Below are 25,353 nucleotides of genomic sequence, written 5' to 3'. Positions count from 1 at the left end.
CCGGCGCTGCCCGACCCGCCGCCGGGCAGACCAGCTCCGACCGGGCTCACAGCGGCTCCGGCAGGGCAGTCGTCGAGATGTCGCCGCGCAGCCGCTTGATCACCAGTTCGGCGCTGATCAGGCACATCGGCAGACCGATGCCGGGGATCGTCGATCCGCCCGCGTAGTAGAGACCGCCCACCTTCTTGCTCACGTTGCCCGCACGGAAGAACGCGCTCTGCCCGAGGGTGTGCGCGGGGCCGAGAGCCGTACCGTTCCACGTGTTCAGGTCGTTCGCGAAGTCGGCCGGGCCGACCGTCCGGCGCACCGTGATGCGCTCGGCGAGGTCGGGCACGCCCGCCCACTCGGCGATCTGTGCGATGGCGGCGTCGGCGATGGCCTCGACCTGGGCGGAACCCGATCCGTCTTCGCCGCCCGACCCGATGCCCGGGTCGGCGGGGATCGGCACCAGCACGAACAGGTTCTCCGAGCCCTCGGGCGCGACCGAGGCATCCGTGGCGCTCGGCCGGCAGACGTAGATCGAGGCCGGGCTGGGCACGCTCGTGGTCACCGGACGGCCGATACCGACACCCTTCAGCAGGCCGGCGGCGACGCCGCCCTTGCCGAAGATCTGCTCGAAGTCGGTCTTCCAGGTCTTGGTGAAGAAGAGGGTGTGGTGAAGGAGCTCGGGGATCTCGCCGGAGACACCGAGGTAGATGAGCACGGCGCTCGGCCCGGCCGTCTTCTTCGCCCAGTAGCTCTCGGGGTAGGTCTGCAGCTCCGGGAGGAGCATGGTGGTCTCGACGTGCTTGAGGTCTGTTGCGGCCACGACGATGTCCGCTTCGAGGGTGTGGGCGGCACCGGTGGCGTCGAGGTACTGGATGCCCGCGACGCGCACGGGCGTCGGCGAGGGTGCGGCAGCGGCGCTCACGCCGGTGTTGGCGGCAGCTGCTGGGGCCGCAGGTGCCGCGGGTGCCGCGGGTGCCGCGGGTGCATCCTCTGTCGGCTCCGCCTCCCCCTCCAGCACGCGCCGGAGCTCGTCGCGGTCGATCACGTTCGTGTCGAACTCATTCGTCGGGTAGTCGTAGGGCCCGGGCTCGGGTGCCGCCAGCGCGGCTGGGTCGACGTGGTCGTCGGTGGTCACGATGCGGCTGACGGTGGCACCCGTGACGACCGTGACTCCGGCAGACACGGCAAGCTGCTCGATGCTCTCGATGACTCGCGCGAGCCCGCCCTGCGGGTAGAGCACCCCGTCGTCGAGGTCGAGGTGGCTCATCAGGTGATACATGCTCGGAGTGGAATACGGTGACGAGCCGAGGAACACCGCGGGGTAGCCGAGGATCTGCTGCAGGCGCGGGTCGCGCACCGTACGTCCCGCGAAACTGTCGAGCGACTCCAGCAGCAGCCGCACCAGCCTGGGTGAACGTTTCAGCACCGGGCCCTTCAGCAGCGGTCGGAAGTCCTCGAACGTCGAGTAGAGGAAGTACTCCTTCGCCAGCTCGTACGTCTCGGCGGCGGAGTCGAGGTACCCGGCCATGCGCACGCCGGATCCGGGTTCGAGCGATTCGAAGAGCTCGAGATTGTCCTCCCGGTTCGCCGCAATGTCGACCGGGTGGAACTCGTCCTGGAACAGCACGCGGTAGCCCGGGTCGAGCTTCGAGAGGTCGAGTTCCGCGGCAGCCGAGGAGCCCATGAGCTTGTACCAGTGGTCGAAGACCTCGGGCATCAGGTACCAGGAGGGGCCGGCGTCGAAGCGGAAGCCGTCCTTCTCCCAGAGCCCTGCCCGACCGCCGACCGCCTGCTGCTTCTCGACGACCGTGACGCTGTAGCCGTCGCGGGCGAGGAGTCCGGCGGTCGCGAGGCCGCTGATCCCCGCACCGATGACGACCGCTGTCTTGCCCGCACCCGGACGGAGGGCCGCGGCGGCGCGCTCGGCTGCCGCTGTGGGGCGGGCGGCGTAGGCATCGAGCACGTAGTCGTCGGGCAGGCGCTCGATCACCTCTGTCTCACCGTCGACGATGTCGTCGAAGGAGTTGCCCGGTTCGTCATCCTGTGGCCGGGGATCGTCGTGCTCGCGGGTCAACGGGTCTCCTCGGCAGTGCGTGGTGAAAGGGGGGAAGCGGGCGGGAATTCGCGCGGCAGGCGGCCGGCGGCAGCGGAGGCGGCGATGCGCAGCTTCACCGGGTTCGGCACCCGGATGCGCGTCTCGGCGAGCACGGCAGCAGGGGTCTGGCGGAGCCGACGGGTCAGTTCGCCGAACAGACCCTGTGCGAGCGCCACCGCCCGCCGCGAAGACGCGGGCAGCAGCGGAAGGCTGGCGCGCGCAATCCGGAGGTCGTTGTCGATGTCGTCGAGGATGTCGCGCTTCGCCGTCTCCCCGAAGGTCGACACGTTGACGCCGGGGAAGTAGCTCCGCCCGAGCCCCGCGAAATCGGCGGAGAGGTCGCGCAGGAAGTTGATCTTCTGGAACGCGGCGCCCAGATGCCGGGCACCGTCGACGAGGGTGGTTCGCCGGTCATCCGGAATTGTATGCCCCTCGAGGAATGCACACAGGCACATCAGCCCGACGACCTCCGCGGAGCCGTAGACATATTCCGTGAACGACTCGGGCGTGTGCTCCGTCTCGGTGAGGTCGGCCCGCATCGAGGCGTAGAACGGCGAGACGAGCTCGGCCCCGAACGAGACCTCCCGGGCGGTCAGCGCGAAGGCGTGCACGACGAGGTTGGTGCTGTAGCCGACGGCGATCGCGTCGAGCGTCTCCTTCTCGAGAGTGTCGAGGAGGCGGGCGATCTCGGGCGCCTGGAGCGACGCGGAGGCCGCGACACCGTCGACGACCTCGTCGGCGAGCCGCACCAGGGCGTAGATGTTGTCGACGTGACGGCGCACCGACGGCGAGAGCAACCTCGACGCGAGGCCGAACGATGTGGAATATCGATGGATGACGATGCCCGCCGTCTCGACGGCGACCCTGTCGTAGAGCGACCGCGCCCGGGCGAGATCGGCGGTCTCGCCGCTCACCGCACCCGCCGCAGCACGGCGTCGATCACGGGCTGGAACTCGTCGCGCGTGGCGTCGGGGAGAGCATCCGAAGCCAGCTCCTCGATGGCGCGGTCAGCGAACTCGCGGGCGAGATCCTCCGCGTACTGGCGGGCGCCGCACGCCTCGAGGGAGCGTCGCACCACGCCGGCCTGCTCGCGCGTGAGGTCGGGGAGGCCGAGCCACTGCGAGATCTCCAGCCACTCCGGGCAGCCCGAGGCGTAGGCGATGAGAACTGTGCGCTTGCCCTCCCGCAGGTCGCCGATGGTGGTCTTGCCCGTGGCGGCTTCGTCACCGAAGACGCCGAGCACGTCGTCCACGATCTGGTAGGCGATGCCGATGTTGCGACCGAAGGAGGCGAGGGCGCGCACTGCTTCGTCGCTCGCACCGGCCAGCACGGCGCCGGCCTCACAGGGGCTCTCGAACGAGTAGACGGCGGTCTTCAGGCGTTCCATGTCGACGACCTCGTCCACCGTCGGCATCGACTTCAGCTGGGAGAAGTCCACGTCGAAGAGCTCACCGGCGGCCGAGGCGAACAGAGCCTCGTCGAAGATGTCGTGGAGGCGACGGCGCATCTCGTCTCCGACACCGGCCTTGTCGATCATCCGGAACGCGTTCGAGAGCGCCAGGTCGCCGGCGATGACGGCGACGGAGAGGCCCCGGTGCTCGGCCGCCGGGACCGGGATGCCCGCGGTCTGAGCGAAGTCCCGGTAGACCCCGGAGACGTTCACCCCGCCGCGGCGGATGAAGTCCCGATCGATCACGTCGTCGTGCACGATGAGGGCCGTGTGCAGCAGTTCGAATGCCGCCCCGATGTGGGCCGCGGCCTCGCTGTCGGTGCCGCCGAGGGACTCATATGCCCCCATGACCATGCCCGGCCGGAAACGCTTGCCGCCCGAAGTGTTCCGTTCGAGGGTCTGCCAGAGCGTCACGTATCGTGGCCCGATCGCCGCAGCGCGGTTCTTGGCTAGGCTGAAGAAGCGGTCAAGTACGTCGTCGACATGTTTCTGTCGCCGCGAGCTTGCCACCACGAGATCCTGTGGGTCCACCATTTGAGCGTAACCCACCGAGTGAGAGAGGGCGTTATGGCTGCCTCCGATGAGCAGGTCGTGCTACTGTCCGACGGCGGAGAACCCATCGGTGTCGCCGACAAGGCGACGGTGCACACAACCGACACCCCGCTGCACCTCGCTTTCTCCTGCCACGTCTTCGACGAGGCCGGGCGCATCCTCGTCACGCGGCGCGCGCTGGCGAAACGCACGTGGCCCGGCGTCTGGACGAATTCGTTCTGCGGGCATCCGGCGCCCGGAGAGAGCTTCGATGCCGCCCTGGCGCGTCGTGCCCACGACGAACTCGGCATCGGGAGCGGCCTCACCTCGATCCGCGTGGCTCTGCCCGACTTCCGGTACCGCGCGGTCGACGCGAGCGGGATCGTCGAGAACGAGATCTGCCCCGTCTACACAGCGGTGCTGACAGATGTCGCCGGGCTCCCGGATGCCCTGCAGCCCAGCCCCGACGAGGTCGCCGAGTGGCAGTGGGCCGAACCGGATGCCCTGCTGGCCTCGATCGAGGCGACGCCCTGGGCGTTCAGCCCCTGGCTCACCCTGCAACTCCCCGCCCTGATGGCGGCCCGCGCCACCCTCGCGGCCTGACCCCCCCTCCCCCTCCCCCTTCCCTTTCCTTCTCGAGTGGGCAGTTTGGGCCCCAAACGCGGAGTTTTGGGGCCCAAACTGCCCACTCGATGGAAAGGGCGGGGGGCGGGGAGGGTCAGTACGCCAGGCGGAAGCCGCCGGGGGACGGGACCAAACGGACGTCGGCGAGACTGTCGACCACGAGGTCGGCGTCGAGTTCCGCCGCGGAATGCGTTCCGACCACGCCGACGGTCGTGCATCCTGCAGCCCGGCCGGCGGCGAGCCCGGCGGGGGCATCCTCGAAGACCACACAGTCGCGCGGGTCGACGCCCAACCGGCGCGCGCCCTCGAGGAACGGCTCGGGGAACGGCTTGCCCCGGGGGGTGTCGTCGATCGTCACGACCGTGGCCGGCGCCGGGATGCCCGCGGCTCCGATCCGCACCCGGGCGAGGTCGCGCGTGCACGACGTCACGATCGCGCGGCGTTCCTCGGGCAGGCTGCCGAGCAGTTCTGCGGCGCCGCCGAGCGGAGTGATGCCGTCGACGTCGACCAGTTCGAGGTGCAGGATGCGCGCGAAGGCCTCCTCCACATGCTCCGGCGCGATGACAGCGCTGACCAGGCCGATCGCCGGCTTGCCGTGCATGCCCTCGCGGAATGCGGGGTCGAGGCCGTACTCCTGCCCCCACGTCGTCCACGAGCGGTCGACGGCGGGAGTCGAGTCGATGAGCGTGCCGTCCATGTCGAACAGGGCTGCCGCGAACACGCGGTCACGGATGCCCGGGGCCGCCGTGCGCTCCGCCCCCGCGTCGCTCGGATCTGCGTCCTGCCGGCTGATCGGGTGGGCGGTCTGCTCGGGGTGCTGCTGGGTCATCGGGGCCTCCGTTTCCAGCGTATCGGCCCCGCGCGCCAGGTCATGGCGGGATCCGACCGGTCTGCGAGTCAGTCGCGGTCGTAGGGCAGCGACGAGTCGAGGGTGAGGGCGCCGTCGGGCAGCCAGCGCGCCGAGAGCCCGACGCCGGGCGTCACCACGCCCGAGGCCGGATCCGTGTGGTCCCGGGTCGCGAGGGACACCTGCAGCCCGCTGGTCGCCACCCGGTCGACGTCGTCGCAGGTGTAGCCGTAGTCCACCGGGTTTCCGTAGACCACCAGGCACACCTGGTTCGACGTGTTCACCGCCGCATAGACCGCACCCGGGCTGTTCTGGCCGATGTTCAGCGCGCGGAAGGTCGCGACCAGCAGTTCTGCCGCGGGTTCGGAGGGCGGAAGGTCTGCGACGAGCTGCCCGTGGGAGAAGATCGCGGCGTACGAGTCGGCCCCCACGCCCGGTGGGAAGTTCGGGTACGGCGCCGCCGTGAGCCGCGGTGCCGGAGCGGCGGAACCGTCGCCGCCGGTGGCGCTGTAGCTCGACCCGCCGTCCGCCGCCGTGCCCGCGCCGTCGGCGGCGGCCTCCGCAGCGTTGTCACCGTTGTCGCCCTGGCTCGTGCCCGGGCCGCCGCCGGCCGAGCCTCCCGGACCGTTCGTGCTGCTGCTCCCGCCGTCGGCGCTGCTTCCGGCGCCGCCCCCGAAACCTCCCGTCGCGATCACGCTCGTCGCCGCGAAGACCGCCCCTCCCGCCAGGCAGCCGGCCGCGATGAAGGCCCCGGCGAGCAGCACGGTGGTTCTGCGGCGGAGGGCGGGACGGGCATCCAGAACCGCCAGCGCCTCATCGACCGCCCGCTGCGTCTCGTCGCGGTCGGCGTCGAGGGCGGCTGTGAGCGACTGGAGCTCGGCCAGGGCCTCCAGCGACCTGGACTCGTCGCCCGCGCCGGCCGGGCGGGCGAATGCGTCACGCTGCAGCGCGGACAGCACGCGGCGCGGTGACGGCTCCCCCGAGGGCGCGTCGTCCGAGGGATGATCGAGCCACCAGACGGCATCACCGACGTCGTACGGGCCCTCGTACTCCGTCTCGACGGCCTGCCGGAAGCGCGCGTCGCGCTCGAAGCGGGCGTGCCATCCGGTCATCGTCGCTCCGCCCTCTTCGCCCCGCCTCGCCGCCCTCGCGGCTCACCCCATCATCACCCGCGCGGACCCACCACGCCAGCCCGTCACGACGAGCAGGGATCGACGAAGAGGAGCGGGTCAGCCGTGGCCGCCGAGGGTCGTCGGCTCGGAGGTGGAGGGGCGGGCATCCGGAGCCGCGCCCGCGGTGCCCGCCGACACGTCGGAGCGCACGAAGTTCAGGTGCGAGCGGGAGGCGGTCGGGCCGCGCTGCCCCTGGTAGCGGGAGCCGTACTCGCCCGAGCCGTACGGATGCTCGGCCGGCGAGCTGAGCTGGAAGAAGCAGAGCTGGCCGATCTTCATCCCCGGCCAGAGCTTGATCGGCAGGGTGGCGACGTTCGACAGTTCGAGGGTGACGTGTCCGGAGAAGCCCGGGTCGATGAACCCGGCCGTCGAGTGCGTGAGGAGGCCCAGGCGGCCGAGCGAGCTCTTGCCCTCCAGGCGGGCCGCGAGGTCGTCGGGAAGGGTCACGCGCTCGAAGGTCGAGCCGAGCACGAACTCGCCGGGGTGCAGGATGAACGGCTCATCCGCTTTCGTTTCGATCAGCCGGGTCAGCTCGGGCTGGTCTTCGGCGGGGTCGATGAACGGGTACTTGTGGTTGTCGAAGAGGCGAAAGAAGCGGTCGAGGCGGACATCCACACTCGAGGGCTGCACCATGCGGGGCTCGTAGGGTTCGAGCCCGACCCGCCCGCTGCCCAATTCGGCCCTGATGTCTCGGTCACTGAGGAGCATGCGGCCAGCCTACTGCCCGGCCCTGCCCCTCCCTTCCTCCCCCGACGGCGCCCCCCTGCCGCGGCCCGCCGATCAGCTCCCGCTCACCCGGGGGGTGGGCGGGCGGGGGGCGGGTCAGACCGACTGGGGCTGGGTGAAGAGGCCGCGCGGGTCGTACTGCTGCTTCAGCTGCTGCAGGCGCGGCAGGTTCGCTCCGAAGTAGGCGGTCTGGGCATCCGGAATCGTAGCGTCGCAGTAGTTCACGTACGCCCAGTTCTGCCAGTGGGCCGTCATCGTGGTGCGGAATCCGCGCACGTAGGCGTCGAACGGCGCGGGGTCGGCGCCGACCGCGAAGGTGGCTGTGTACTGCACCGTCATGAGCGCCTTGCGGTGCACGAACGCGGTCGCCGACGGGTCGACCGACGAGACGACGCCGCCGAGGGCATCCATCGAGATGCCGCCCTCCGTCATGCCCGTCACGGTCTGCGCCTGCTCGACGGCAGCGACCAGGTCGGAGATGCCCGACGCGTCGAGTGCCGCGTAGGCGACGTTGGATGTGCCGGACGACGGCTCGCGCGTCAACGCCCCGTCGGGGCCGGTCTTGCACTGGGCGAGCGGCGTGTTCTCGCACCCCGCCTCCGTCATCATCGCTTCGAGGTAGGTGTGGCGGAACGACTGGTTGTCGGTCGGCGGGGCGTCGACTCCCGCGAGCAGGGGTTTCAGCTGCTCGGCGAGGTCGCCGAGGTCGCCGGTCCAGGTGCCCGAGGCCGAGACGCTCGGGGTGCCGGAGTGCGTCTCGCCGCCGAGGAGCTTGAGGGTCGACCACAGCCGGTTGTCCGCTCCCGGAGCCCAGCCCTGCCAGGAGTCGACGACTTCGGATGCACTGCTCCACGGCCACTCGACGTACCAGGTGTTCACATCGGGAGCCGGCTGCGTGGCGAAGGTGAGCTTCGTGACCACGCCGAACTGGCCCCCGCCGCCGCCCTGGCACGCCCAGAACAGGTCGGCATCCGTGTCGCGGCTGGCCTCGTGCACGGTGCCGTCGGCGGTGACGATCTCCACGGCGGTGAGCTGGTCGCAGGCGAGCCCGAACGAGCGCACCAGGACGCCGACCCCGCCGCCGAGGGTGAGGCCGGTGGCACCGACGGTCGCGCACGATCCGCCCGCAAAGGCGCGGCCCGCTTCACCCAGTGTGCTGTAGACCGCGACGAGGCTCGCGCCAGCGCCGACGGTGGCCGTCGTTCCGTCGGCGGAGAGGGTGACGCCGGTGAGCGTCGCGGTGCTGATCACGAGGGAGGGGGCGACGCCGGTTCCGGATGCTCCGCCCGCCGAAGAGCCGATGTAGTTGTGCCCGCCGGAGCGGAGCGCGAGCGGCACACCGTACTTCGCCGCGAAGGCGAGCCCCGCGGCCACGTCTGCCGGGCCGGACGCCTCCAGCACGGCGAGCGGTTGCGCATCGTCGAATCGCGGGTTCTCGGTGAGTGCTGCGGCCGCGTACCCGCTGGCGGCGGGGAGCAGGAGGGTGCCCGTCACCGCGGAGGCGAGTTCGCTCCAGACGGGCGGCCCGGCGGGCGTCGGGCTCGTACTCCCCGACGCGCCGTCCGTCGGCGTGGGAGACGGGCCGGTGCAGGCGGCCAGCAGCGCGGCCGTGGCGGCGGACCCACCCGCAGCAAGGAGGAACCGGCGACGGGAGAGAGCGGACATGCCGCAACTGTAGCGGTGCGGTCACAGCCGATTCGAATGTACTTCTGTGATGAATCCTCGTATTCTTGGAACAACTGACATTTCTTCACGAAAAAGGATTGACCATGACCCAGACCCCCTACACCGGTGCAGCGCCGGCCAAACTCAACACCCTCTCGATCGTCGCGATCATCGGAGGGTTCCTGGTGCCGCTCGTCGGCATCGTCGTGGGCTACTTCGCGCTCCGCCAGATCAAGGAGACCGGCGAGCGCGGGCACGGCCTGGCCCTGGCGGGCATCATCGTCGGCATCGCGCTGATCGTCATCTACGCGCTGGTGGGCATCATCGGCGCCGTGGCGGGCGCGGCGATGAGCGCCGGCTACTGACCGCGGTGGGTCAGCCCAGCTGGTCCCTGACCAGCTGGGCGACGACTCCGGGCTTCTCGAGCCCGGGAAGGTGCGCGACACCCGCCAGCACGCGCGCCGGCTCCTGACCGAGTCGGCGCGCGGTCTCGACGTAGAACGGTACGTCGGCCGGCACATCGAGATCGCCCCAGCTGCAGAGCACAGGCACGGTGATCTCGCCGAGCCTGGTCCAGGCGTCGACACCGGCGTCACCCGCACCGTCTGCCGCAGCGACCTCGAGGATGCGCCGGTTCATCGAGACGAACAACTCTCGTGGCGCACCCGCCACCCGACCCTCGGGCGCGGCCGGACCATCGAGCCAGAGGTGAGCGAGAGCCGCGATCCTGTCGTCGACCGGCGCCGCCGCGTCTTCGGCTCGCTGCAGCAGGGGCGCTGTCGCCGGGTCGAGCTGCCAGTCGAACGGCGTGTCGTCGTCGGTCATGCCCGAGACGGCGCTTCCGATGACCAGTGCGGCACCGACCCGCCCGGGGTGAAGCAGTGCGGTGTCGAGGGCGAGCGCCCCGCCCATCGAGTTTCCGACGAGCAGCACGCGGTCGAGCCCGAGCTCGTCGAGGACGGCGACAAGGTCTGACACGTGAGTGAACGAGGCAGGGTCGGCAGCGGCGGCGGTGTCGCCGTACCCGCGCCGGTCGTAGGCGACCAGGTCGAGCCCGTCATCGCGGAGCGCATCCATGACACCGGTCCACGCTCGCCGGTCAGCCACACCGGCGTGGAGGAAGACCACCGCTCGCGCAGACGACGGGGCGCCGGCGGAATTCCGACGGGTCACCGCGATTCGCGTGCCATCGTCGGTCGTGACGGTCAGCTGCTCTGCGTCCATGCCTGCGATCGTAGTCGCGCGGAACGACGAACGGCCACCGGGAGGGGATCCCAGCGGCCGTCCGCCGTTCACTCAGGCGCTACCCGAGCCGCGCATCGGTCAGGCGAGCCACGGGAACAGCGCCTTCAGCAGCGCCGCCAGGTAGGCGTAGATCGCGTTGGCAACGGCCTGCAGCCAGGCGGTGAACGGGTCGACCGGAGGCGGCGTGACCACCTTCGGCGTGACCGTCACCGGAACCCGCACCGTGGTGCCCGACTCCTTGGCCGTGATCACGATCGTGCTCGCGCCGGAGGCGTTCGCGGGGATCGTGTAGGTCACAGTGGCCGCGCCGCCGCTCACCGCGGTGACCGTGCCGGCCGCGGTGTTGCCCGCGAGCGTCGTAGTCACCCGGGTGTTCACCGGGCTGCCGAGTGAGCTGAGGTCGAGCTTCGACAGGTTCAGCGTCACCGTGCTGCCCGCGACGACCGCGGCCGTCGGCGCACCGGTCACCGAGACCCCGCGGCGGTCGAATGCCGGCGAGACCGGGCTCTTCGCTGCGAGGTAGCTGATCCACGCGTCACGGTCGATCAGGCCCGAGTCACGGGTGTTCGTTCCCTTGGGGAACTCGCGGAAGTTGTCGCCGCCCTGCACGAGGAAGCTGAACGAACCGATGCGGTAGGCCTTCGCGACATCCAGGGCCGCACCGTTCACCGTGATGGAGGTGATGCGGTCACCGGATGCCCGGCTGGCGTCGTACGTGTAGGTCACGTTCTTCGACAGGCCGAGTGCCAGGTAGGGGCGCGAGGGCACAGTGCCTGAGGCATCCGTCTGCCACTGCTGCTCGAGCACGGTCTTGAACTGCGCCCCGGTCAGCGTCGTCGTGTACAGGTTGTTCACGAACGGCAGCACGGCATTGGCTTCGGCGTAGGTGACCACACCATCGCCTTCGCCGAGCGAGGAGGACTTGTACAGCAGGTCGCTGCGGAGCCCTCCCGGGTTCACGACGCCGATCTCGGCACCGCCGAGGTTCGACGGCGCGAGGGCGGAGACGAGCGAGTCGGCGACGAGGTTTCCGAGCGTCGATTCGCTCGCACGGTCATCCCGAACCGTTCCGGCAGCGGTGTAGGCGGTGGTGATGTCCTTCGTGATCGTCGCGACCGGCTTGTTGCCGATGGTCGCGGCGCTCGCGATGGCGGCGTCGACGATCGTCTTGACCGCTGCGACCCGAGGGTAGGTGGCGACCAGAGTGGTGTCGGCGATTGTGGTGCGGGCGACGTTCCGGGCGGTGTACTTCACGACGGCGTCATCTGCGTTGCGGTCGACGCTCAGCACGACCTGGCCGATGTTCTCTCCGTAGCTCCCGGTCTGCAGAACGGGACGGGTCTTGCCGGCCTGGCCCGGGATCGGGGCATCCCACGAATACTGCTTGTGAGTGTGGCCGGTGAAGATGGCGTCGACGTCAGCGCTCGTCTGCGTGACGATCTTCGAGAAGGCGCTGTCGGTCATCCCGACCTCCTGCTCGAGGCTGGCACCGTCGGGCGTTCCCGCTCCTGCACCCTCGTGGTACTCGGCGACGAACACATCGGCCGCGTCCGTGGCCTCGAGGTTCGCGACCACCCGGTTGACGGCGGCGACGGGGTCACCGAAGTCGAGGGAGGCGATGCCGGCAGGCGACACCAGCGTGGGCGTCTCGACGGTGACCGCACCGATGATGGCGATGCGCACGCCGTTCACAGTGACGACCTTGTACTCCGGCAGCGCCGGCGTGGTCGTGCCCTTGAGGTAGACGTTCGCACCGAGGTAGTCCCAGTTCGCGGCGTCCGTCACCCGACCGGTCAGGTCGGCAAGACCCTGGTCGAACTCGTGGTTGCCGACCGCCGAGGCCGTGAGCCCGAGGGCGTTCAGCACGTCGATCGTGGGCTTGTCCTGCTGCGACGAGGAGGCGAACAGGCTCGCGCCGATGTTGTCGCCGTCGCTCAGCAGGAGGCTCGAGCCGTCGCCCTTCTCGGCCTTCAGCTGCTCGATGGTTCCGGCGAACTTCACCGTGTTGGCATCGATCCGACCGTGGAAGTCGTTGATGTTCAGCAGGTTGAGGTCGACGACGTCGGCCTTCGGGGCGAGGTTCAGGCCGACGACGATCGGATCGTGGTCGCTCGAACGGTACGGGTTCGCCTGGTAGAAGTCGGTCGCGTTGTAGTTGTTGCGGCTGTACTCCAGGGCGATCGACTCGACCGAGTTGATGTTCCAGACGTCCACGGCGTTGACGGCCGTGTTGGCTGCAGCGTTGGCGAACAGGTGGTCGAGGGAACCGACCGCGCCGTCGAAGGCGTAGGTCGACTTGCCCGTGGTCGAACCGAGGTCGACGTAGCCGGCCGCGACGAGCACGTCGATCGGGTCTTCCTTCAGGTAGGCGTTGAAGTCGCCGTCGAGCAGGACGCGGTCGATCTTCGACGATGCCTTCAGCGTGTCGGCGAAGGCGACGAGCGCCTTGGCCTGGTTGACGCGGGAGACGTTGGACGCTCCCTGGCCGTCGCCTGTGTCAGCGTCGACTCCCGAGCCGGAACCCTTCGACTTGAAGTGGTTCACGATGGCGAGGAACGAGGTCGTGTCCGCCCCGCCCTTCAGCTTGAACGCCTGGGCGAGTGGCTGGCGGGCGTTGACGAAGGCGGGATCATCCAGGATGCTCGACGCGCCGACGGTCTCGACCACGGCGGGCCTGTAGATGAACGCCGTGCGGATGACGTCCTCCGACGCCGGCAGGGTGGCCGGGGAGGGCACGAACGCCCAGGTGCCGGCACCGGCTGCGCTGTTGAGCGCGCTGACCAGAGCGGAGAGGGCGGTGTCACGGGGCTTGCCGAAGCGGGCAGAGTTCTCGATCTCCTCGAGCGACACCACGTCGGCGTCGAGCGCGTTGATCGCCGAGACGATCTTCGCCTGCTGGCGTTCGAGGTCGTCGGCGTTCGCCGCACCCCGGGCGTCGCAGCCAGTGTTGACCGTGTTCGGGTTTCCGGCGCGGTCTGTGTAGTAGGTGCATCCGCTGATCGAGTCGCCAGTGGTGGTGAAGTAGTTCAGCACGTTGAACGAGGCGAGCGTGACGTCGCCGCCCACGTTGGCCGGAGCCGCGGTGCGCGTGTTCGCGAACGTCGCAGGCTGCACCGTGGCGGCGTTCGCGGCGGTGAGCTGCTGGGTCGGCTGGAAGTTCCAGGTGCCGAACCGGTAGTCGAGCACGACGGGCTTGGTGAGCGTCGCGGCTGCGCCGATCCGCACCGGGTTCGTGGTCGACAAGAACGGCAGCGGGATCGCCTTGTTGGCTGCGGTGTTGAAGTTCAGGCTCGAACCGTCGTCGAGCGTGACGCTGCGGGCAGCGTTCGCCGCCACGAGTGCCGTGTACTCGGCGCTGCCGGGCTCGGTCACCGCGGTGGGTGTGTCCAGCGGCTTCGTGCCCTGCGCGAGAACGATCGACGCGTAGAAGTTCGTGTCGTAGTTGTCGGTGACGGTGAAGTCGCCGGCCGGGGCGAGCAGCATGCCCTCGAGCGTTTCGCGCTCGGCGGCAGCCGTCGGAAGCACGTTCGTCACGGGGAGGGGGGCTGCGACTGAGTCGTTCAGCACCGTGAGCCCGCCCGCGTTGACGGTCAGCTCGGTCAGGCCGGAGAACTCGGAGACGACGCCGGTGACCTTCACGTGGCTGCCGATGGTGGCCTGGCCGACAGTCGCGGAGGAGAACACGTAGAGACCGTCGGAGGCCTTCTGCGTGCTGAAGTCGCGCGCGCCGCCCGTGCCGGGGGTCTGGATGAAGTAGCCGTTGAAGCCGCCCGTGGGGTAGCTCGCGGTGACGACACCGGTGGTGGTCACGGTCTGGCCGGCCAGCGGGGAGGTGTCGGTGGTGCCCTGGATCTGGGCGATCGTGACCGTGTCGCCGGGCGTCGGCGTGCCCGTGCTGGGCGGGTCGGTCGGTGTCGGCGGGTCGGTCGGCGTGGGCGGATCCGTCGGTGTCGGCGTGCCCGCGTCGGAGGCCGCGTTCTGCGGCGTCGGCGCACCTGCCGTGAAGTCGGCCGCGTTGCTGTCACTGTCGGTCCCGCTGCTGGTGCGGGCGAGCGAGGTGGTGACGGATGCCGCGGGGGCAGCCGTGGTCTCGAACGTGTTCGACGTGCCGTAGCCGAGCAGGTCGACGATGGCGCTGTTGCCCTTCACCGAGCCGGTGGGCGGGGCGGTCAGCGCGGTGGTCTGGTTCGCGAGGAACAGGGTTCCGCCGCCCGCGGCGAACGAGGCGCCGATGGTCTGGTCGGGAGTCGGGAGCGCGGCACCGTTGGCCGCGTTCGACGAACCGCCGATGAGGTAGTGGCCCTTCGCTGCGATCGTCCCGGTGAGCGGGAGGGTCGCGGTCGGGTTCGCGGTGCCCGTTGCCGACCGGTACTGCAGCGACATCGACGACAGCGAGATCGGTGCGTTCGTCGGGTTGTAGAGCTCGACGAACTTGTTGAGGTAGGTCGCTCCGGCGCTGCCGCCGTTGAGGTAGGCCTCGGTGATGATGACGCCGGTGCCGGCGGTGTTCGCCAGGGCGGGCGTGGCCGCGAGCGGCGCTGCGGCCAGCCCGAGGGCGGCGAGAACGGCGATGCCCAGCTGGGATCGCCTGGTGAATCTGTGGCGCATTCGGGTGGTCTCCTTGTGTCGACTGGCGCGCAGAGAGTCGATGCGCCTGTGATGGATCCTGCGTGGTTCATGTGAACTCCGCATTACCGATCCGTACACCCGCCGTTCTTCTGGCAGAGCTCTCTGAGCCCTGGTCAGGCAAAACGCTGATCAGACCCCCATTCGGGGGGTTAGCTTGGAAAAATAACGAATCGATAACGAATGTGTCTCTTCTCAGAATCGGATCGTTGTGCAACACACTGGAGACATGGCGATGGCAGAGCAGCTCACCGACCCCGTGACCCATCACGGTGAGGGTGCCGTCTGGAGCGACCTGTGGGGCGGACTCAAGTGGGTCGACATGCTCGCCGGGGCGGTGCTGTCGCTGCATCCGGACACCGGTGAGGTCTCCCGGATGCCCGTGGGCTCCCCCGTCGCAGCGGCCGTCAGGCCACGACTGAACGGCGGGATGCTCGTGGTGACCGAGCGCGAGTTCACGCTCTGGCAGGGCGATGTGCAGGAATTCGCGACCCCACCGCTCTGGACGGATTCCGCCCGCCGGTTCAATGAAGGCGGCTGCGATCCGGAGGGGCGGATGCTCTGCGGCTCTCTCGCGTACGCCGGCGACACCGGCGGCGGAGAGATGTTCCGCCTGAACACGGACGGCAGCACCGAGCGGCTCTGGGGCGACGTGACGACCTCGAACGGGCTCGGTTTCACCGCGTCGGGCGAGCGGATGTACTACATCGACTCAGAGACCAGGCGCATCGACGTGTTCGACGTCGACGTGCATGCGGAGGCCGACGCGGGTTCGGCGCTCACCGGCCGGCGCCCGTTCGCGTCGATCGAGGAGGGGCGCGGGTTTCCCGACGGACTGTGGGTCGACGAACTCGACGGCGTGTGGGTCGCCCTCTACGGCGGCTCGGCCGTGCACCACTACGACAGCCGCGGCATCCTCGCCGACATCGTCGAGCTGCCGGTGTCGAAGGTGACCTCGTGCTGCCTCGGCGGCCCTGACCGCAGCACGCTGTTCATCACGACGTCGCGGGAGAACCTGGCTGTCGGCGACGAGCCCGCCGCGGGCTCGCTCTTCACGGCACAAGCCGGTGTGCGCGGCGTGGAGGCCCGGCCCTTCGCGGGCTGAGCGCCCGACGCCTAACGCCTGCCGCCCGACGCCCGCCGCCGACTCGCGTCAGGCCGCCTTCAGGTCGAACCGCTCCCCAGCCGGCACCGGCGCCGACAGCGTGAACACCAGCAGCACGATCCCGCCGACGAGCGGAACGAGGGCGATGAACACCCACCAGCCCGACCGGTCGGTGTCGTGGAGGCGCCGCACGGTCAACGCGATGGTCGGCACGATGGTGGCGAGAACCCACACGAAGAGGATGATCGCGGCCAGGACGCCCACCGGCCCCGGGTTGCCCATGGTCCCGTCGGCGTTCAGCCGGCCGACGCCGCTGGCCTGGATGATCGTCTGGAGCACCAGATTGACGATCGCGGCGACGAGCGCCCACCACCAGTACTCGGCGCGGCTCGCCCGCCCGGAGAAGGTCGCGTACTTCTTGTAGAACCGGCGCACTGCCTCACCGAACGGAGCGTTGTAGTACGGCTGGGAGAGCGGCACGGGAGCAATCGATGGCGTCGTCATGCGCTCATCCTTGCAGTTGAGACCCCCCGGTCGGAAGCACCGAACACCGGCGAGTCGGCAGGTCAGCTGGCGACCGCATGTACCGAACGGCTAGCGACCGGTCCCGGCCCGCCGCCGGAGGAGCGGCGCTGTGCGGAACGGCACCATCTCGCGCATCGAGAGCGCGATCTCCGTACGCCGCACACCGGGCGTCGCGAGGATCACACCCGCAATGCGGTAGAGGTCGTCGGTGTCGTGGGCGACCACGCGGATGACCAGATCCGAGGCCCCCGTCACTCCGTGCAGCTCGACCACCTCGTCGATCCCAGCCAGCGCCTCCTCGATCTCGGCCAGGTGACTCTGCTCGACCTGGGCGGAGACGAAGGCCGTCAGCGGGTAGCCAAGCGCCCGGTGGGAGACGCGCCGGTCGACGGATCCGAGGATGCCGCCGGCCTCCAGCCGGGCCAGTCGGGCCTGCACCGTGTTGCGCGACAGACCGAGCCGTTGGGCGAGCTCCACGCCGGAGAGTCGGGCGTCGGCGGCGAGGGCCAGCAGGATTCGGGCGTCGGTCGCGTCAACGGTGGGCATGTCGCCCATTCTGCCACTCCCTGAGCCCTGTTGGTTGGGTGATCTGCACTGTGTCAAGACGGGAGGTTGTGCAACCTTCCGGCGAGAGAGAGGCTGGATGAGCATCCTGCACTACCGAGTCGAAGAGGACCTGATGAGCACGATAACCGATACGCGATACGACCGTCCCCGCGCAGCCACTCCCGAGCGCGCGTCGACGGATGCCCGGGGAGACTTCCTCGGCTACCGGGACCTCCTCGACCCGTCAGAACTCCGGCGGCTCGAGCACGCGCAGGCGGTGTTCGAGGCAGACATCCGCCCGGTCATCCCCGGGCACTGGAATGCGGCGACGTTCCCGTTCGAGGTCCTCCCCGCACTCGCCGACCTGGATCTCGTGCGGCTGGGCGCCAGCACCGGAACCTGCGCCGGCACCGGCTCAGCCCTGCTGCACGGCTTCATGCACCTGGAGCTCGCCCGCGTCGACGCATCGGTCTCCACGTTCCTCGGCGTGCACAGTGTTCTCTTCGCGGGAGCGATCGAGCAGTTCGGGTCCGACGAGCAGCGGGCGCGATACCTCCCCGATCTGCTCAGCCTCCGCACGGTCGGCGCCTTCGCGCTCACCGAACCGGATCACGGTTCCGACATCTCCCGGGCGATGACGACGACGGCGACCCGCGACGGTGACAGCTGGATCCTCTGCGGCGCGAAACGGTGGATCGGGAACGCCACGTTCGCCGACACCATCCTGGTCTGGGCCCGCGACACCGCGGACGGCGAGATCAAGGGGTTCATCGTGCAGCACGACGCCCCGGGGCTGCACGTGTCGAAGATCGAGAACAAGTTCGCCCTGCGGATCACGCAGAACGCCGACATCCTGCTCGACCGGGTGCGCGTGCCCGAGGCCGACCGGCTCGCCGGTGCAACCAGCTTCCGGGAGACCAACGGCCTGCTGATGAACTCGCGGGTGTGGGTGGCGTGGCAGTCGGTCGGACTGCAGTTCGCGGCCTACGACTGCGCTCTCGAGTACGCGCTGGGGCGTGAACAGTTCGGCAAGCCGCTGGCATCCTTCCAGCTCGTGCAGGACAAGCTGGTGCGCCTGCTCGAGAACGCGACGACCTCGCTCGGCACGATGGTGCGGATCGCCCAACTCCAGCAGGCGGGAACGCTGCACTCCGAGCAGGCCGCGCTGGCGAAGGCCGCCTGCAGTGCGCGGATGCGCGAATCCGTGGCCCTCGGCCGCGGCATCCTCGGCGGCAACGGCATCAGCACCGACTACGGCATGGCCCGCGCGTTCGCCGACGCCGAGGCGATCTTCAGCTACGAGGGCAGCTACGAGATCAACACTCTCGTCGTCGGCCGGGCGATCACGGGCATCTCGGCGTTCTGAACATCACGCCGTCGAAGACGGCGCGCGACCGCGGGCCGCGAGCGACCCGAGAAAGTCGCGCACGACGTCGGTCACGAAGTCGAGCCGCTCCTCGATGATGCCGTGGGTGGAGCCCGGCACGATGCAGAGTTGCGCGCTGGGGATCGACGCGGCGATCAGGGCGCTGTGGTCGACCCGGATGGTGTCGCGGTCGCCCGAGACGATCAGGGCCGGTGCGGCGATGGCCGCCAGCGACGACGGGGCGATCTGCGGCTCGGTCACCCAGAGCCGGCGGAGCTTGCCGATGACAGTGCGCGCGTGATCCGGGCCGTCGGGCGAGAGCGCGTTGTAGTCATCGCGCTCCCTGCCCTGCCAGTCGGGCGGCTCCTCGTTCGGGTCGACGTCCGCCACGGTTCCGATGAACCCGCCGGGGTCGAGGTTGCCGCTGATCGCTGTGAGCGAGAGCACGCGCGATGGATGCCCGAGGGCCAGCATCAGCGCGATGTTGGCACCGTCGCTGAACCCGACGATGTGCACGGCATTCAGGGCAGACGCATCGAGGAAGGCGAGCGCATCCAGAACCATCTCGTCGTAGCCGTACGGGCCCGGGCGGTCGGGCGTGCGACCGTGGCCGGGGCGCTCGAGCGTGTGCACCTCGAACCCGGCCGAAAGCGCGACCGCGAGCGGACGCAGCGGTTCGAGCGAGGCGAAACCCCCGTGCAGCAGGAGCAGCGGCTCGCCCGAACCGAGCGTCTCGGAATACAGGAGGGTCAGAGCTTCTTCGAGTCGCGGATGATCGAGGCGAGCTCGGTCATGTGCGCGGCCTGTGACGCGTAGTCGAGGGCGGCCTGGTTCCAGGGGTGGATCTGGCCGGCGACGAGCGCCTTGTCGCTGGCGAAGGTGGCCTGGGCGAGCAGGTCGTCCTTCTGGAAGCCTTCGACGTTGACGAGCAGCACATCGCCGCTCATCACCTGGCCCGCGTTCTCCCAGCTGTAGATGTCCCAGTAGTAGTAGCCGTCGGGGTTCTTGTTGGTGAACGTCACACCGAGGCTCGCGTAGAGCTCGGTCTCGGGCTCGTCGGCGGTCTTGGTCACATAGATGCCGTCGGCATCGGCGTACATCTGGGTGATCTCGATCGGGTTCTCGGCCGTCGCCGCGGTGAGGTCGGCGGCAGCGGCGTCGTACTTCGTCTTCGCGGCGGCGACCGTGTCGGCGCTGGCGCCGAGCGACTCCGAGAGACGGTTGAGACTGTTGATGACGTCGATGCCCTTACCGCCGACCTCGATGGCCACGACGGGCGCGATCTTCTCGAGCTGGGCCTGCTGCTCGGTGTCGGCGAGCCCGTAGAGCGGGCCGGTGAGGTCGAGGGTGCCCTCGCGATCGGTCGGGTAGATGCCCGTGATGATCAGGTCGGGCGCCGTCTCGGCGAGCTTCTCGAGGTCGATCTCGCCGTAGCTGTTGCCGACGATCGCGGTCTTCGAAATGTCGTAGGGCGCGAAGCGCTCGTCGCTCGCCACGTCGACGCGGCCGAAGATCGCCACCGGGTCGATGCCGTAGCTCAGCAGGCCGAGCGCGTAGTCGGCGTAGCTCGCCACGTTCTCCGGCTGGTGGTCGAGGGTGACGGTCTTGCCGGTGTCGTCGGTGTAGCTCCACTCGCCCGAGGCGGCGGCGTTGCTGGTACCGGCGGCACCGGCGTCGCTCGTCGAGGCGGACGAGCAGCCGGAGAGGGCCGCGAGGGCGAGGACAGGGGCGAGGATGAGCGCCGAGCGGCGCAATGCGCGGGAATGTTTCACAGAAGTTAGGTTAGCCTATCCTTACGCTGTGGTCGAGCCGGGATCGGGATCCACCGGCACGATGAGCGGCGACCCACTGCTCGGATCGGGGATCACCAGGGCGTCGAGCCCGAAAGCCGTGCTCAGGATGTCGGGCGTCAGCACCTCCCACGGCGTGCCGTCGGCGATCACGCGGCCCTCCCCCACCACGACCAGCCGGTCGGAGTACCGGCCGGCCAGCGTGAGGTCGTGCAGCACCATCACGACGGTCGCTCCGCGCTCACGGTTGATCGTTCGCACCAGGCGCAACACGTCGAGCTGGTGGGCGAGGTCGAGGAACGTCGTCGGTTCGTCGAGCAGGATGGTCGGGGCCTCCTGCGCGAGGATGAGGGCGATCCACGCCCGCTGCAACTGCCCGCCCGAGAGCGAACCGGCGTCACGGCCCTCGAGGTCGCTGAGCCCGGTGGCGGCGAGCGCCGCGTCGACCACGCGGGAGTCGTTCGGCGTCCACGGGCGCAGGAGGCTCTGGTGCGGGTGCCTCCCGCGCGACACGAGGTCGCGCACAGTCGTCGCAGAGGGGGTGAGCGGCTTCTGCGGCAGGATCGCGAGCAACCGCGCGACATCCCGGGTGCCCATCGACTTCACCGGCCGCCCGTTCAGCTCGACGGAGCCCGCGCTCGGTGCGAGCAGCCGCCCGAACGCCTTCAGGAGCGTCGACTTGCCGCTGCCGTTCGCCCCGATGAGCGTGGTGACCTGGCCTTCGGCGATCGCCAGGTCGAGCCCTTCGAAGATGACGGTGCGCTCGTAGGCGAGCGTGACGCCCCGGGCCTCCAGCGCGAGCTTCGGCGAAAGGCCGACGCCGGTCGCCTCGATCGTGTGCACAGCAGTGGATGTCGCGTTCACGCGTTGCTCTCCTTGGAATTGCGCCGCGTTAGCAGCCAGATCAGGTATGGCGCGCCGACGATCGCCGTGATGATGCCGACCGGGATCTCCCCCGGGAGCACCCCGCGGGCCAGAGCGTCGCCGCCGACCACGATGACAGCGCCCAGGAGGCCGGACGCGAGCAGCGGCGGCCGCCCGGTCTTCGCCAGCCGCCGGGCGATCTGCGGGGCGACGAACGCCACGAACTCGATCGGCCCGCTCGCCGACACTGCCGCCGCCGTCAGCAGCACCGCGCAGACGATCACGATCACGCGGTGGCGCTGGATGGCGACACCCAACCCCGTCGACACGTCGTCGCCGAGCTGGCTGATGTCGAGGTTCGTCGACTGCACGAGGGCGATGGGGGTAACGATCAGCAGCACGACCAGCACCGGCCAGACGCTCGCCCACGAGATGCCCGACAGGCTGCCGACGAGCCACTGGGCGGCCGTCGCGGCCTCGGTGATCTGCGCCTTCGCGATGAGGTAGCTCGTGATGCCGGTGAGGGTCGCGGTGGCGCCGATCCCGATCAGGATCAGCCGGTAGCTGTCGACCCCGCCCCGCCAGGAGAGGCCGTAGACGATCGCGGCGGTGACCAGGGCGCCGATGGTGGCGATGGCCGGCAGTCCGATCGTGAGCAGGCCCGCGGCGACGGAATAGGTGCCGCCCGCGAGCACGATGGCCGCGACGGCGCCGAGGCTGGCTCCGGATGTCACGCCGATGATGTCCGGCGTCGCGAGCGGGTTGCGCGCGAACGTCTGCGTCAGCGCGCCCGCGAGTCCGAGTGCTGCGCCGACGAGCAGGCCGCCGACCACGCGCGGCAGGCGGAGGTCGATCACGATGAGGTTCTGGGCGCGCGTTCCGGCCCCGAGCAGGGTCTCGACGACATCCGGAACCGTCAGCGACGACGACCCGGCGAGGATACCCAGGATGCCGAGCAGCACGACGACGACGAGCAGCACGATCGTGACGATCACCACGCGCCCCCGCCAGTGCCGGCCGAAGAAGCGGTGGCCGTCGGCGTAGACGGGACGGTCGAGTTGCTTCGTCACAGGGTCGCCATCTTTCCGCGCCGCACGATCGAGATGAAGACGATGCCGCCCATCACCGTGAGCACGACACCCACCGAGACCTCGGCGTTGCCCCCGATCATCCGGCCCAGCACGTCGGCGGCGAGCAGAACGCAGGCGCCGACGAGACCGGAGGCCGGAAGCAGCCAGTGGTTATCGCCGCCCACCAGGCGGCGCGCGATGTGCGGGGCCGTCAGACCCACGAAACCGATCGGACCCGAGATCGCGACCGCGGCGGCGGTGAGCAGCGTGATCGCGGCGAGACCCACGAGGCGGGCGCGCAGCAGGCTCTCGCCGAGACCGCTGGCGAGTTCGGTGCCGAGGGCGAGGTTGTTGAGCGACCGGATGTTGGCGGCGGCGAAGACCATTCCGACACCCGCGAAGAGCAGTGCGGCATCCACACCGGTGAGCGAGCGACCCGAGAGCGACCCGACGACCCAGATGCGATACGCCGAGAGTGTCGTCTCGTCGCTCAACACGAGGAACGAGGTGAGCGCGACCAGCAGAGCCGAGACGGCGGTGCCTGCTATCGCCAGCGGAACCGGGCTGGAGAGGCCCCGGCCCATCGCAGCGACCCCGAACACCACGACGCTCGCCACCGTGGCCCCCACGAGCGCGAGCCAGAGCGTCGTCAGCACCGAGCTCGTGCCGAGCACGTACACGCCGATGACCACGGCGAAGCTGGCGCCGGCCGAGACACCGAACAGCCCCGGATCGGCGAGCGGATTGCGGGTCTGGCCCTGCATGACCGCGCCGGCCACGCCGAGACAGAACCCCACGAGGAGGCCGAGCACGGTGCGCGGCACGCGGGAGCCCCAGACGACGGCGCCGACATCGCGGGACGGATCGAAGAGCCCGGTCACGACGGCATCGGGACCGATCAGGTTGCTGCCGAGCATCAGGCTCAGGAACGAGAACGCGACGACCGACGCCCCGAGCACGATCAGCACGACGGCGCGCGAGGATCGACGAGTCTGAGTGCGGTGCATCTTGTAAGCGTAGCCTTACCTAATAAGCTTGTCTGCATGGCCCGCTATCCCCGACTCATGCCGACCGACCCCCAGCTGTTCAGCGCGGTGATCTCCCGCTCCGAACGGCTCTCGCCGTCGTTCCAGCGCGTGACGATCACGGGCGATACGCTCTCGGCATTCGAATGGACCGGTTTCGACCACTGGTTCCGACTGTTCCTGCCCCCGGTCGCAGGTTCACCGCTGCACCTGCCCGCTGTGACCGGGCGCGGCTGGTACAAGCACTACCTGGCTATTCCCGAGGAGACCCGGCCGCACTGCAGCAACTACACCGTGGCCGACTTCCGCACGGTCGACGGGCGCACCGAGCTCGACATCGACGTCGTGATCCACCGGGATGCCGCTGGCGAGGTCACGGGCGGCGTGGCCATCTGGGCGACCACCGCCGCGGTCGGCTCGCCGGTGGCGCTCCTCGACCAGGGGCCGATGTTCGACCCGCCGGCCGACCTGCGCGGCGTGCACCTCGTCTCCGACGAGAGCGGTCTGCCGGCGCTCCGCGGCATTCTGCGGGACCTCGACCCGGGCGTCACCGGCACGGCCATCATCGAGGTGCCGTCCTCTGCCGATGTCGAGACGCTCCGGGCGCCCGCGGGGGTCGAGGTCACGTGGGTGGTGCGCGGCGGTGCCGCCGGGCATCCATCACCCGGGTCGTCGGCCGAGACGAGTGCCGGGGCGGAGGATGCCGCGGCCGCGCCGTCAGCGCTCCGCAGCGTTCCGGCCGGTGCCGGTCCCGCCCGGCACCACGCTCGTGCGGACCGGGCGGCCGGGCATCCATCACCCGGACACGGCGCGCTCGAGGCGTTGCGCGCGAAGATCACGCCGCATCCGCACGACTATGCGTTCATCGTGGGCGAGTCGACGCTCGCCACCGAGGGTCGCCGCGCCCTGCACCGGGCCGGCCTGCCGAAGTCGCGCATCACGTTCTCGGGCTTCTGGAAGCACGCCCCCGCCGCCCACTGACCCGCCCCGCGCCCCCGCGGCCTCGCGCTCCCGCGCGCCTCCGCGCCCTCTCCCCTTGCGTCGAATCGATTCGAAAGGACCCCAACTGCTGCTCTGGGGCGGCTTGAGAGCAGTTTGCGTCCCATCGAATCGATTCGATGACGAGCCCGCGCGGAGGGTGGGCGGGGGGCGGGGAGGAGCAGAATGGGGCGATGGTGACCGTTCCGAGTTCTTTCATCCCCCCGGCGCTCCGCGCGATGCGGGCGAACCGCATCTTCGTGACTGCGGAGGCCGCCAGGCGGCGGGTGCGGGAGCGCGAACTCCGGCCAGCCTCCTACGGGCCGCCCGGCCGCCTGCGCGAGGATGTGCGGGTCGACGTCTGGCGCACCGATCTGTCGTGGCCGGTGTACACGATCAGCCCGCTGACCGGTGCGCCGGACGGCTGCGTGGTCTACGTGCACGGCGGCGGTTGGGTGAACGAGATCGTCAGCCAGCACTGGCAGCTCGCGGCACAGATCGCGGCCGAGTCGGGCACCACGGTCATCCTGCCGATCTATCCGCTGGTGCCGTTCGGTGACGCAGCCGAAGCGGCCGCCGGGGTCGTCGACCTCGTTCGACGTTCCCGGGAGCAGTTCGGCACCACCTGCCTGGCGGGCGACTCGGCGGGCGGGCAGATCGCGCTCTCGGCCGCCCTGGCCCTCCGCGACGACCACGGAATCACCGTGCCGCGCACCGTGCTGATCTCGCCGGCCCTCGACCTCAGCTGGAGCAACCCGCGCATCCCGGTCGTGCAGCCGACCGATCCGTGGCTGGCGACGCCGGGCGGCAAGGTGCTGGCCGAGCTCTGGCGGGGTGACCGCGACCTCCTCGACCCGGTCGTCAGCCCGCTCTTCGGCGACCTGGCGGGGCTCGGCCCGCTGACGCTCTACACCGGGACCCGTGATGTGCTGAACCCGGATGCGCACCTGCTCGTCGAGAAGGCGGCTGCGGCGGGCGTCGCACTCGACTTCCGCGAGGGCACCGGCGAGGTGCACGTCTACCCGCTGCTGCCCACCCGTACCGGTCGCACCGCACGCGCCGAGATCGTGCGCACCCTCCACACCGCCCTCGAGCAGTAGCGCTCAGGATCCCTC

The 25,353-nt window shown here is 69.9% G+C and carries 22 protein-coding genes; 6 read left to right on the top strand and 16 right to left on the bottom strand.

What is annotated here, in order from left to right:
* Positions 1-46: 46 nt before the first annotated feature.
* From crtI to FB464_RS16595, 3 genes are read right to left on the bottom strand one after another with little or no spacing between them, the layout of a single operon-like run.
* Positions 47-2,062 carry a phytoene desaturase family protein gene (gene crtI, locus FB464_RS20325; protein ID WP_246093112.1) on the bottom strand — a complete coding sequence of 672 codons (2,016 nt, stop codon included), beginning with the start codon at positions 2,060-2,062 and terminating at the stop codon, positions 47-49.
* A complete protein-coding gene (locus FB464_RS16600; RefSeq protein ID WP_116416046.1) occupies positions 2,059-2,997 on the bottom strand; it encodes a phytoene/squalene synthase family protein in 939 nt (312 codons plus the stop codon). The genes crtI and FB464_RS16600 overlap by 4 nt, the downstream gene beginning before the upstream one ends.
* The gene (locus FB464_RS16595) at positions 2,994-4,067 is read right to left on the bottom strand and encodes a polyprenyl synthetase family protein (RefSeq protein ID WP_116416047.1); all 1,074 of its coding nucleotides are present in this window, start codon (positions 4,065-4,067) and stop codon (positions 2,994-2,996) included. The genes FB464_RS16600 and FB464_RS16595 overlap by 4 nt, the downstream gene beginning before the upstream one ends.
* Positions 4,068-4,100: 33 nt before the next feature.
* Between FB464_RS16595 and idi the strand changes: the two genes are divergently transcribed.
* Positions 4,101-4,667: an isopentenyl-diphosphate Delta-isomerase gene (gene idi / locus FB464_RS16590; RefSeq protein ID WP_116416048.1), complete on the top strand. Its 567-nt coding sequence runs from the start codon at positions 4,101-4,103 to the stop codon at positions 4,665-4,667.
* A 115-nt stretch (positions 4,668-4,782) separates the two neighbouring features.
* Here the strand turns inward: idi and FB464_RS16585 are convergent, their stop codons facing one another.
* From FB464_RS16585 to FB464_RS16570, 4 genes are all read right to left on the bottom strand, one after another.
* Complete coding sequence (locus FB464_RS16585) at positions 4,783-5,517, bottom strand: HAD-IA family hydrolase (RefSeq protein ID WP_116416049.1); 735 nt, start codon at positions 5,515-5,517, stop codon at positions 4,783-4,785.
* Between the two features lie 68 nt (positions 5,518-5,585).
* Complete coding sequence (locus FB464_RS16580; RefSeq protein ID WP_116416050.1) at positions 5,586-6,647, bottom strand: hypothetical protein; 1,062 nt, start codon at positions 6,645-6,647, stop codon at positions 5,586-5,588.
* A gap of 117 nt (positions 6,648-6,764) precedes the next feature.
* Positions 6,765-7,415 (bottom strand): dCTP deaminase, encoded by a 651-nt coding sequence (dcd, locus tag FB464_RS16575; RefSeq protein WP_116416051.1) that lies wholly within the window; start codon positions 7,413-7,415, stop codon positions 6,765-6,767.
* Positions 7,416-7,529: 114 nt separating this feature from the next.
* On the bottom strand, positions 7,530-9,098 hold the full coding sequence (locus tag FB464_RS16570) for an FAD-binding oxidoreductase (protein ID WP_116416052.1): 1,569 nt from the start codon (positions 9,096-9,098) through the stop codon (positions 7,530-7,532).
* Positions 9,099-9,202: 104 nt separating this feature from the next.
* Between FB464_RS16570 and FB464_RS16565 the strand changes: the two genes are divergently transcribed.
* Positions 9,203-9,463, top strand: a complete 261-nt coding sequence (locus FB464_RS16565) for a DUF4190 domain-containing protein (RefSeq protein ID WP_116416053.1) — start codon at positions 9,203-9,205, stop codon at positions 9,461-9,463.
* A 10-nt stretch (positions 9,464-9,473) separates the two neighbouring features.
* On the opposite strand, the gene FB464_RS16560 is transcribed toward FB464_RS16565, so the two are convergent.
* Positions 9,474-10,322: an alpha/beta fold hydrolase gene (locus FB464_RS16560; protein WP_116416054.1), complete on the bottom strand. Its 849-nt coding sequence runs from the start codon at positions 10,320-10,322 to the stop codon at positions 9,474-9,476.
* 99 nt (positions 10,323-10,421) lie between these two features.
* On the bottom strand, positions 10,422-14,951 hold the full coding sequence (locus FB464_RS16555; protein WP_116416055.1) for an ExeM/NucH family extracellular endonuclease: 4,530 nt from the start codon (positions 14,949-14,951) through the stop codon (positions 10,422-10,424).
* A 247-nt stretch (positions 14,952-15,198) separates the two neighbouring features.
* On the opposite strand from FB464_RS16555, the gene FB464_RS16550 reads away from it, so the two are divergent.
* Complete coding sequence (locus FB464_RS16550; protein WP_116416056.1) at positions 15,199-16,074, top strand: SMP-30/gluconolactonase/LRE family protein; 876 nt, start codon at positions 15,199-15,201, stop codon at positions 16,072-16,074.
* Between the two features lie 48 nt (positions 16,075-16,122).
* Here FB464_RS16550 and FB464_RS16545 read toward each other — a convergent pair whose 3' ends face one another.
* Positions 16,123-16,578, bottom strand: coding sequence for a DUF805 domain-containing protein (locus tag FB464_RS16545; RefSeq protein ID WP_116416057.1), 456 nt, complete (start codon positions 16,576-16,578; stop codon positions 16,123-16,125).
* Between the two features lie 90 nt (positions 16,579-16,668).
* Entirely contained in the window at positions 16,669-17,145 is a 477-nt protein-coding gene (locus tag FB464_RS16540; protein WP_116416058.1) for an Lrp/AsnC family transcriptional regulator, read from the bottom strand.
* Between the two features lie 97 nt (positions 17,146-17,242).
* On the opposite strand from FB464_RS16540, the gene FB464_RS16535 reads away from it, so the two are divergent.
* The gene (locus tag FB464_RS16535) at positions 17,243-18,511 is read left to right on the top strand and encodes an acyl-CoA dehydrogenase family protein (RefSeq protein ID WP_246093111.1); all 1,269 of its coding nucleotides are present in this window, start codon (positions 17,243-17,245) and stop codon (positions 18,509-18,511) included.
* A gap of 3 nt (positions 18,512-18,514) precedes the next feature.
* On the opposite strand, the gene FB464_RS16530 is transcribed toward FB464_RS16535, so the two are convergent.
* Genes FB464_RS16530 through FB464_RS16510 form a run of 5 tightly spaced genes read right to left on the bottom strand, consistent with a single transcriptional unit; the run spans position 18,515 to position 23,242 of the window.
* Positions 18,515-19,216: an alpha/beta fold hydrolase gene (locus FB464_RS16530; protein ID WP_246093205.1), complete on the bottom strand. Its 702-nt coding sequence runs from the start codon at positions 19,214-19,216 to the stop codon at positions 18,515-18,517.
* Between the two features lie 44 nt (positions 19,217-19,260).
* The gene (locus FB464_RS16525) at positions 19,261-20,283 is read right to left on the bottom strand and encodes an ABC transporter substrate-binding protein (protein ID WP_116416060.1); all 1,023 of its coding nucleotides are present in this window, start codon (positions 20,281-20,283) and stop codon (positions 19,261-19,263) included.
* A gap of 21 nt (positions 20,284-20,304) precedes the next feature.
* Positions 20,305-21,165, bottom strand: coding sequence for an ABC transporter ATP-binding protein (locus FB464_RS16520; protein ID WP_246093110.1), 861 nt, complete (start codon positions 21,163-21,165; stop codon positions 20,305-20,307).
* On the bottom strand, positions 21,162-22,235 hold the full coding sequence (locus FB464_RS16515) for a FecCD family ABC transporter permease (RefSeq protein WP_116416061.1): 1,074 nt from the start codon (positions 22,233-22,235) through the stop codon (positions 21,162-21,164). Before FB464_RS16515 ends, FB464_RS16520 begins: the two co-directional genes overlap by 4 nt.
* Complete coding sequence (locus FB464_RS16510) at positions 22,232-23,242, bottom strand: FecCD family ABC transporter permease (protein WP_116416062.1); 1,011 nt, start codon at positions 23,240-23,242, stop codon at positions 22,232-22,234. The genes FB464_RS16515 and FB464_RS16510 overlap by 4 nt, the downstream gene beginning before the upstream one ends.
* Before the next feature lie 36 nt (positions 23,243-23,278).
* Between FB464_RS16510 and FB464_RS16505 the strand changes: the two genes are divergently transcribed.
* Positions 23,279-24,241, top strand: coding sequence for a siderophore-interacting protein (locus tag FB464_RS16505; protein ID WP_116416063.1), 963 nt, complete (start codon positions 23,279-23,281; stop codon positions 24,239-24,241).
* Between the two features lie 191 nt (positions 24,242-24,432).
* The gene (locus FB464_RS16500) at positions 24,433-25,338 is read left to right on the top strand and encodes an alpha/beta hydrolase fold domain-containing protein (RefSeq protein WP_116416064.1); all 906 of its coding nucleotides are present in this window, start codon (positions 24,433-24,435) and stop codon (positions 25,336-25,338) included.
* Positions 25,339-25,353: the final 15 nt, after the last annotated feature.

It is taken from the genome of Subtercola boreus, assembly GCF_006716115.1.
GTDB lineage: Bacteria > Actinomycetota > Actinomycetes > Actinomycetales > Microbacteriaceae > Subtercola > Subtercola boreus.
This window is presented reverse-complemented; position numbering and strand designations above follow the sequence as displayed.

Coding starts and splice junctions, on each gene's coding strand:
- FB464_RS16595 (WP_116416047.1), bottom strand. CDS start 4,067: ATGGTGGACCCACAGGATCTCGTGGTGGCAAGCTCGCGGCGACAGAAA.
- idi (WP_116416048.1), top strand. CDS start 4,101: ATGGCTGCCTCCGATGAGCAGGTCGTGCTACTGTCCGACGGCGGAGAA.
- FB464_RS16585 (WP_116416049.1), bottom strand. CDS start 5,517: ATGACCCAGCAGCACCCCGAGCAGACCGCCCACCCGATCAGCCGGCAG.
- FB464_RS16580 (WP_116416050.1), bottom strand. CDS start 6,647: ATGACCGGATGGCACGCCCGCTTCGAGCGCGACGCGCGCTTCCGGCAG.
- dcd (WP_116416051.1), bottom strand. CDS start 7,415: ATGCTCCTCAGTGACCGAGACATCAGGGCCGAATTGGGCAGCGGGCGG.
- FB464_RS16570 (WP_116416052.1), bottom strand. CDS start 9,098: ATGTCCGCTCTCTCCCGTCGCCGGTTCCTCCTTGCTGCGGGTGGGTCC.
- FB464_RS16565 (WP_116416053.1), top strand. CDS start 9,203: ATGACCCAGACCCCCTACACCGGTGCAGCGCCGGCCAAACTCAACACC.
- FB464_RS16560 (WP_116416054.1), bottom strand. CDS start 10,322: ATGGACGCAGAGCAGCTGACCGTCACGACCGACGATGGCACGCGAATC.
- FB464_RS16555 (WP_116416055.1), bottom strand. CDS start 14,951: ATGCGCCACAGATTCACCAGGCGATCCCAGCTGGGCATCGCCGTTCTC.
- FB464_RS16550 (WP_116416056.1), top strand. CDS start 15,199: ATGGCGATGGCAGAGCAGCTCACCGACCCCGTGACCCATCACGGTGAG.
- FB464_RS16545 (WP_116416057.1), bottom strand. CDS start 16,578: ATGACGACGCCATCGATTGCTCCCGTGCCGCTCTCCCAGCCGTACTAC.
- FB464_RS16540 (WP_116416058.1), bottom strand. CDS start 17,145: ATGCCCACCGTTGACGCGACCGACGCCCGAATCCTGCTGGCCCTCGCC.
- FB464_RS16535 (WP_246093111.1), top strand. CDS start 17,243: ATGAGCATCCTGCACTACCGAGTCGAAGAGGACCTGATGAGCACGATA.
- FB464_RS16510 (WP_116416062.1), bottom strand. CDS start 23,242: ATGCACCGCACTCAGACTCGTCGATCCTCGCGCGCCGTCGTGCTGATC.
- FB464_RS16505 (WP_116416063.1), top strand. CDS start 23,279: ATGGCCCGCTATCCCCGACTCATGCCGACCGACCCCCAGCTGTTCAGC.
- FB464_RS16500 (WP_116416064.1), top strand. CDS start 24,433: ATGGTGACCGTTCCGAGTTCTTTCATCCCCCCGGCGCTCCGCGCGATG.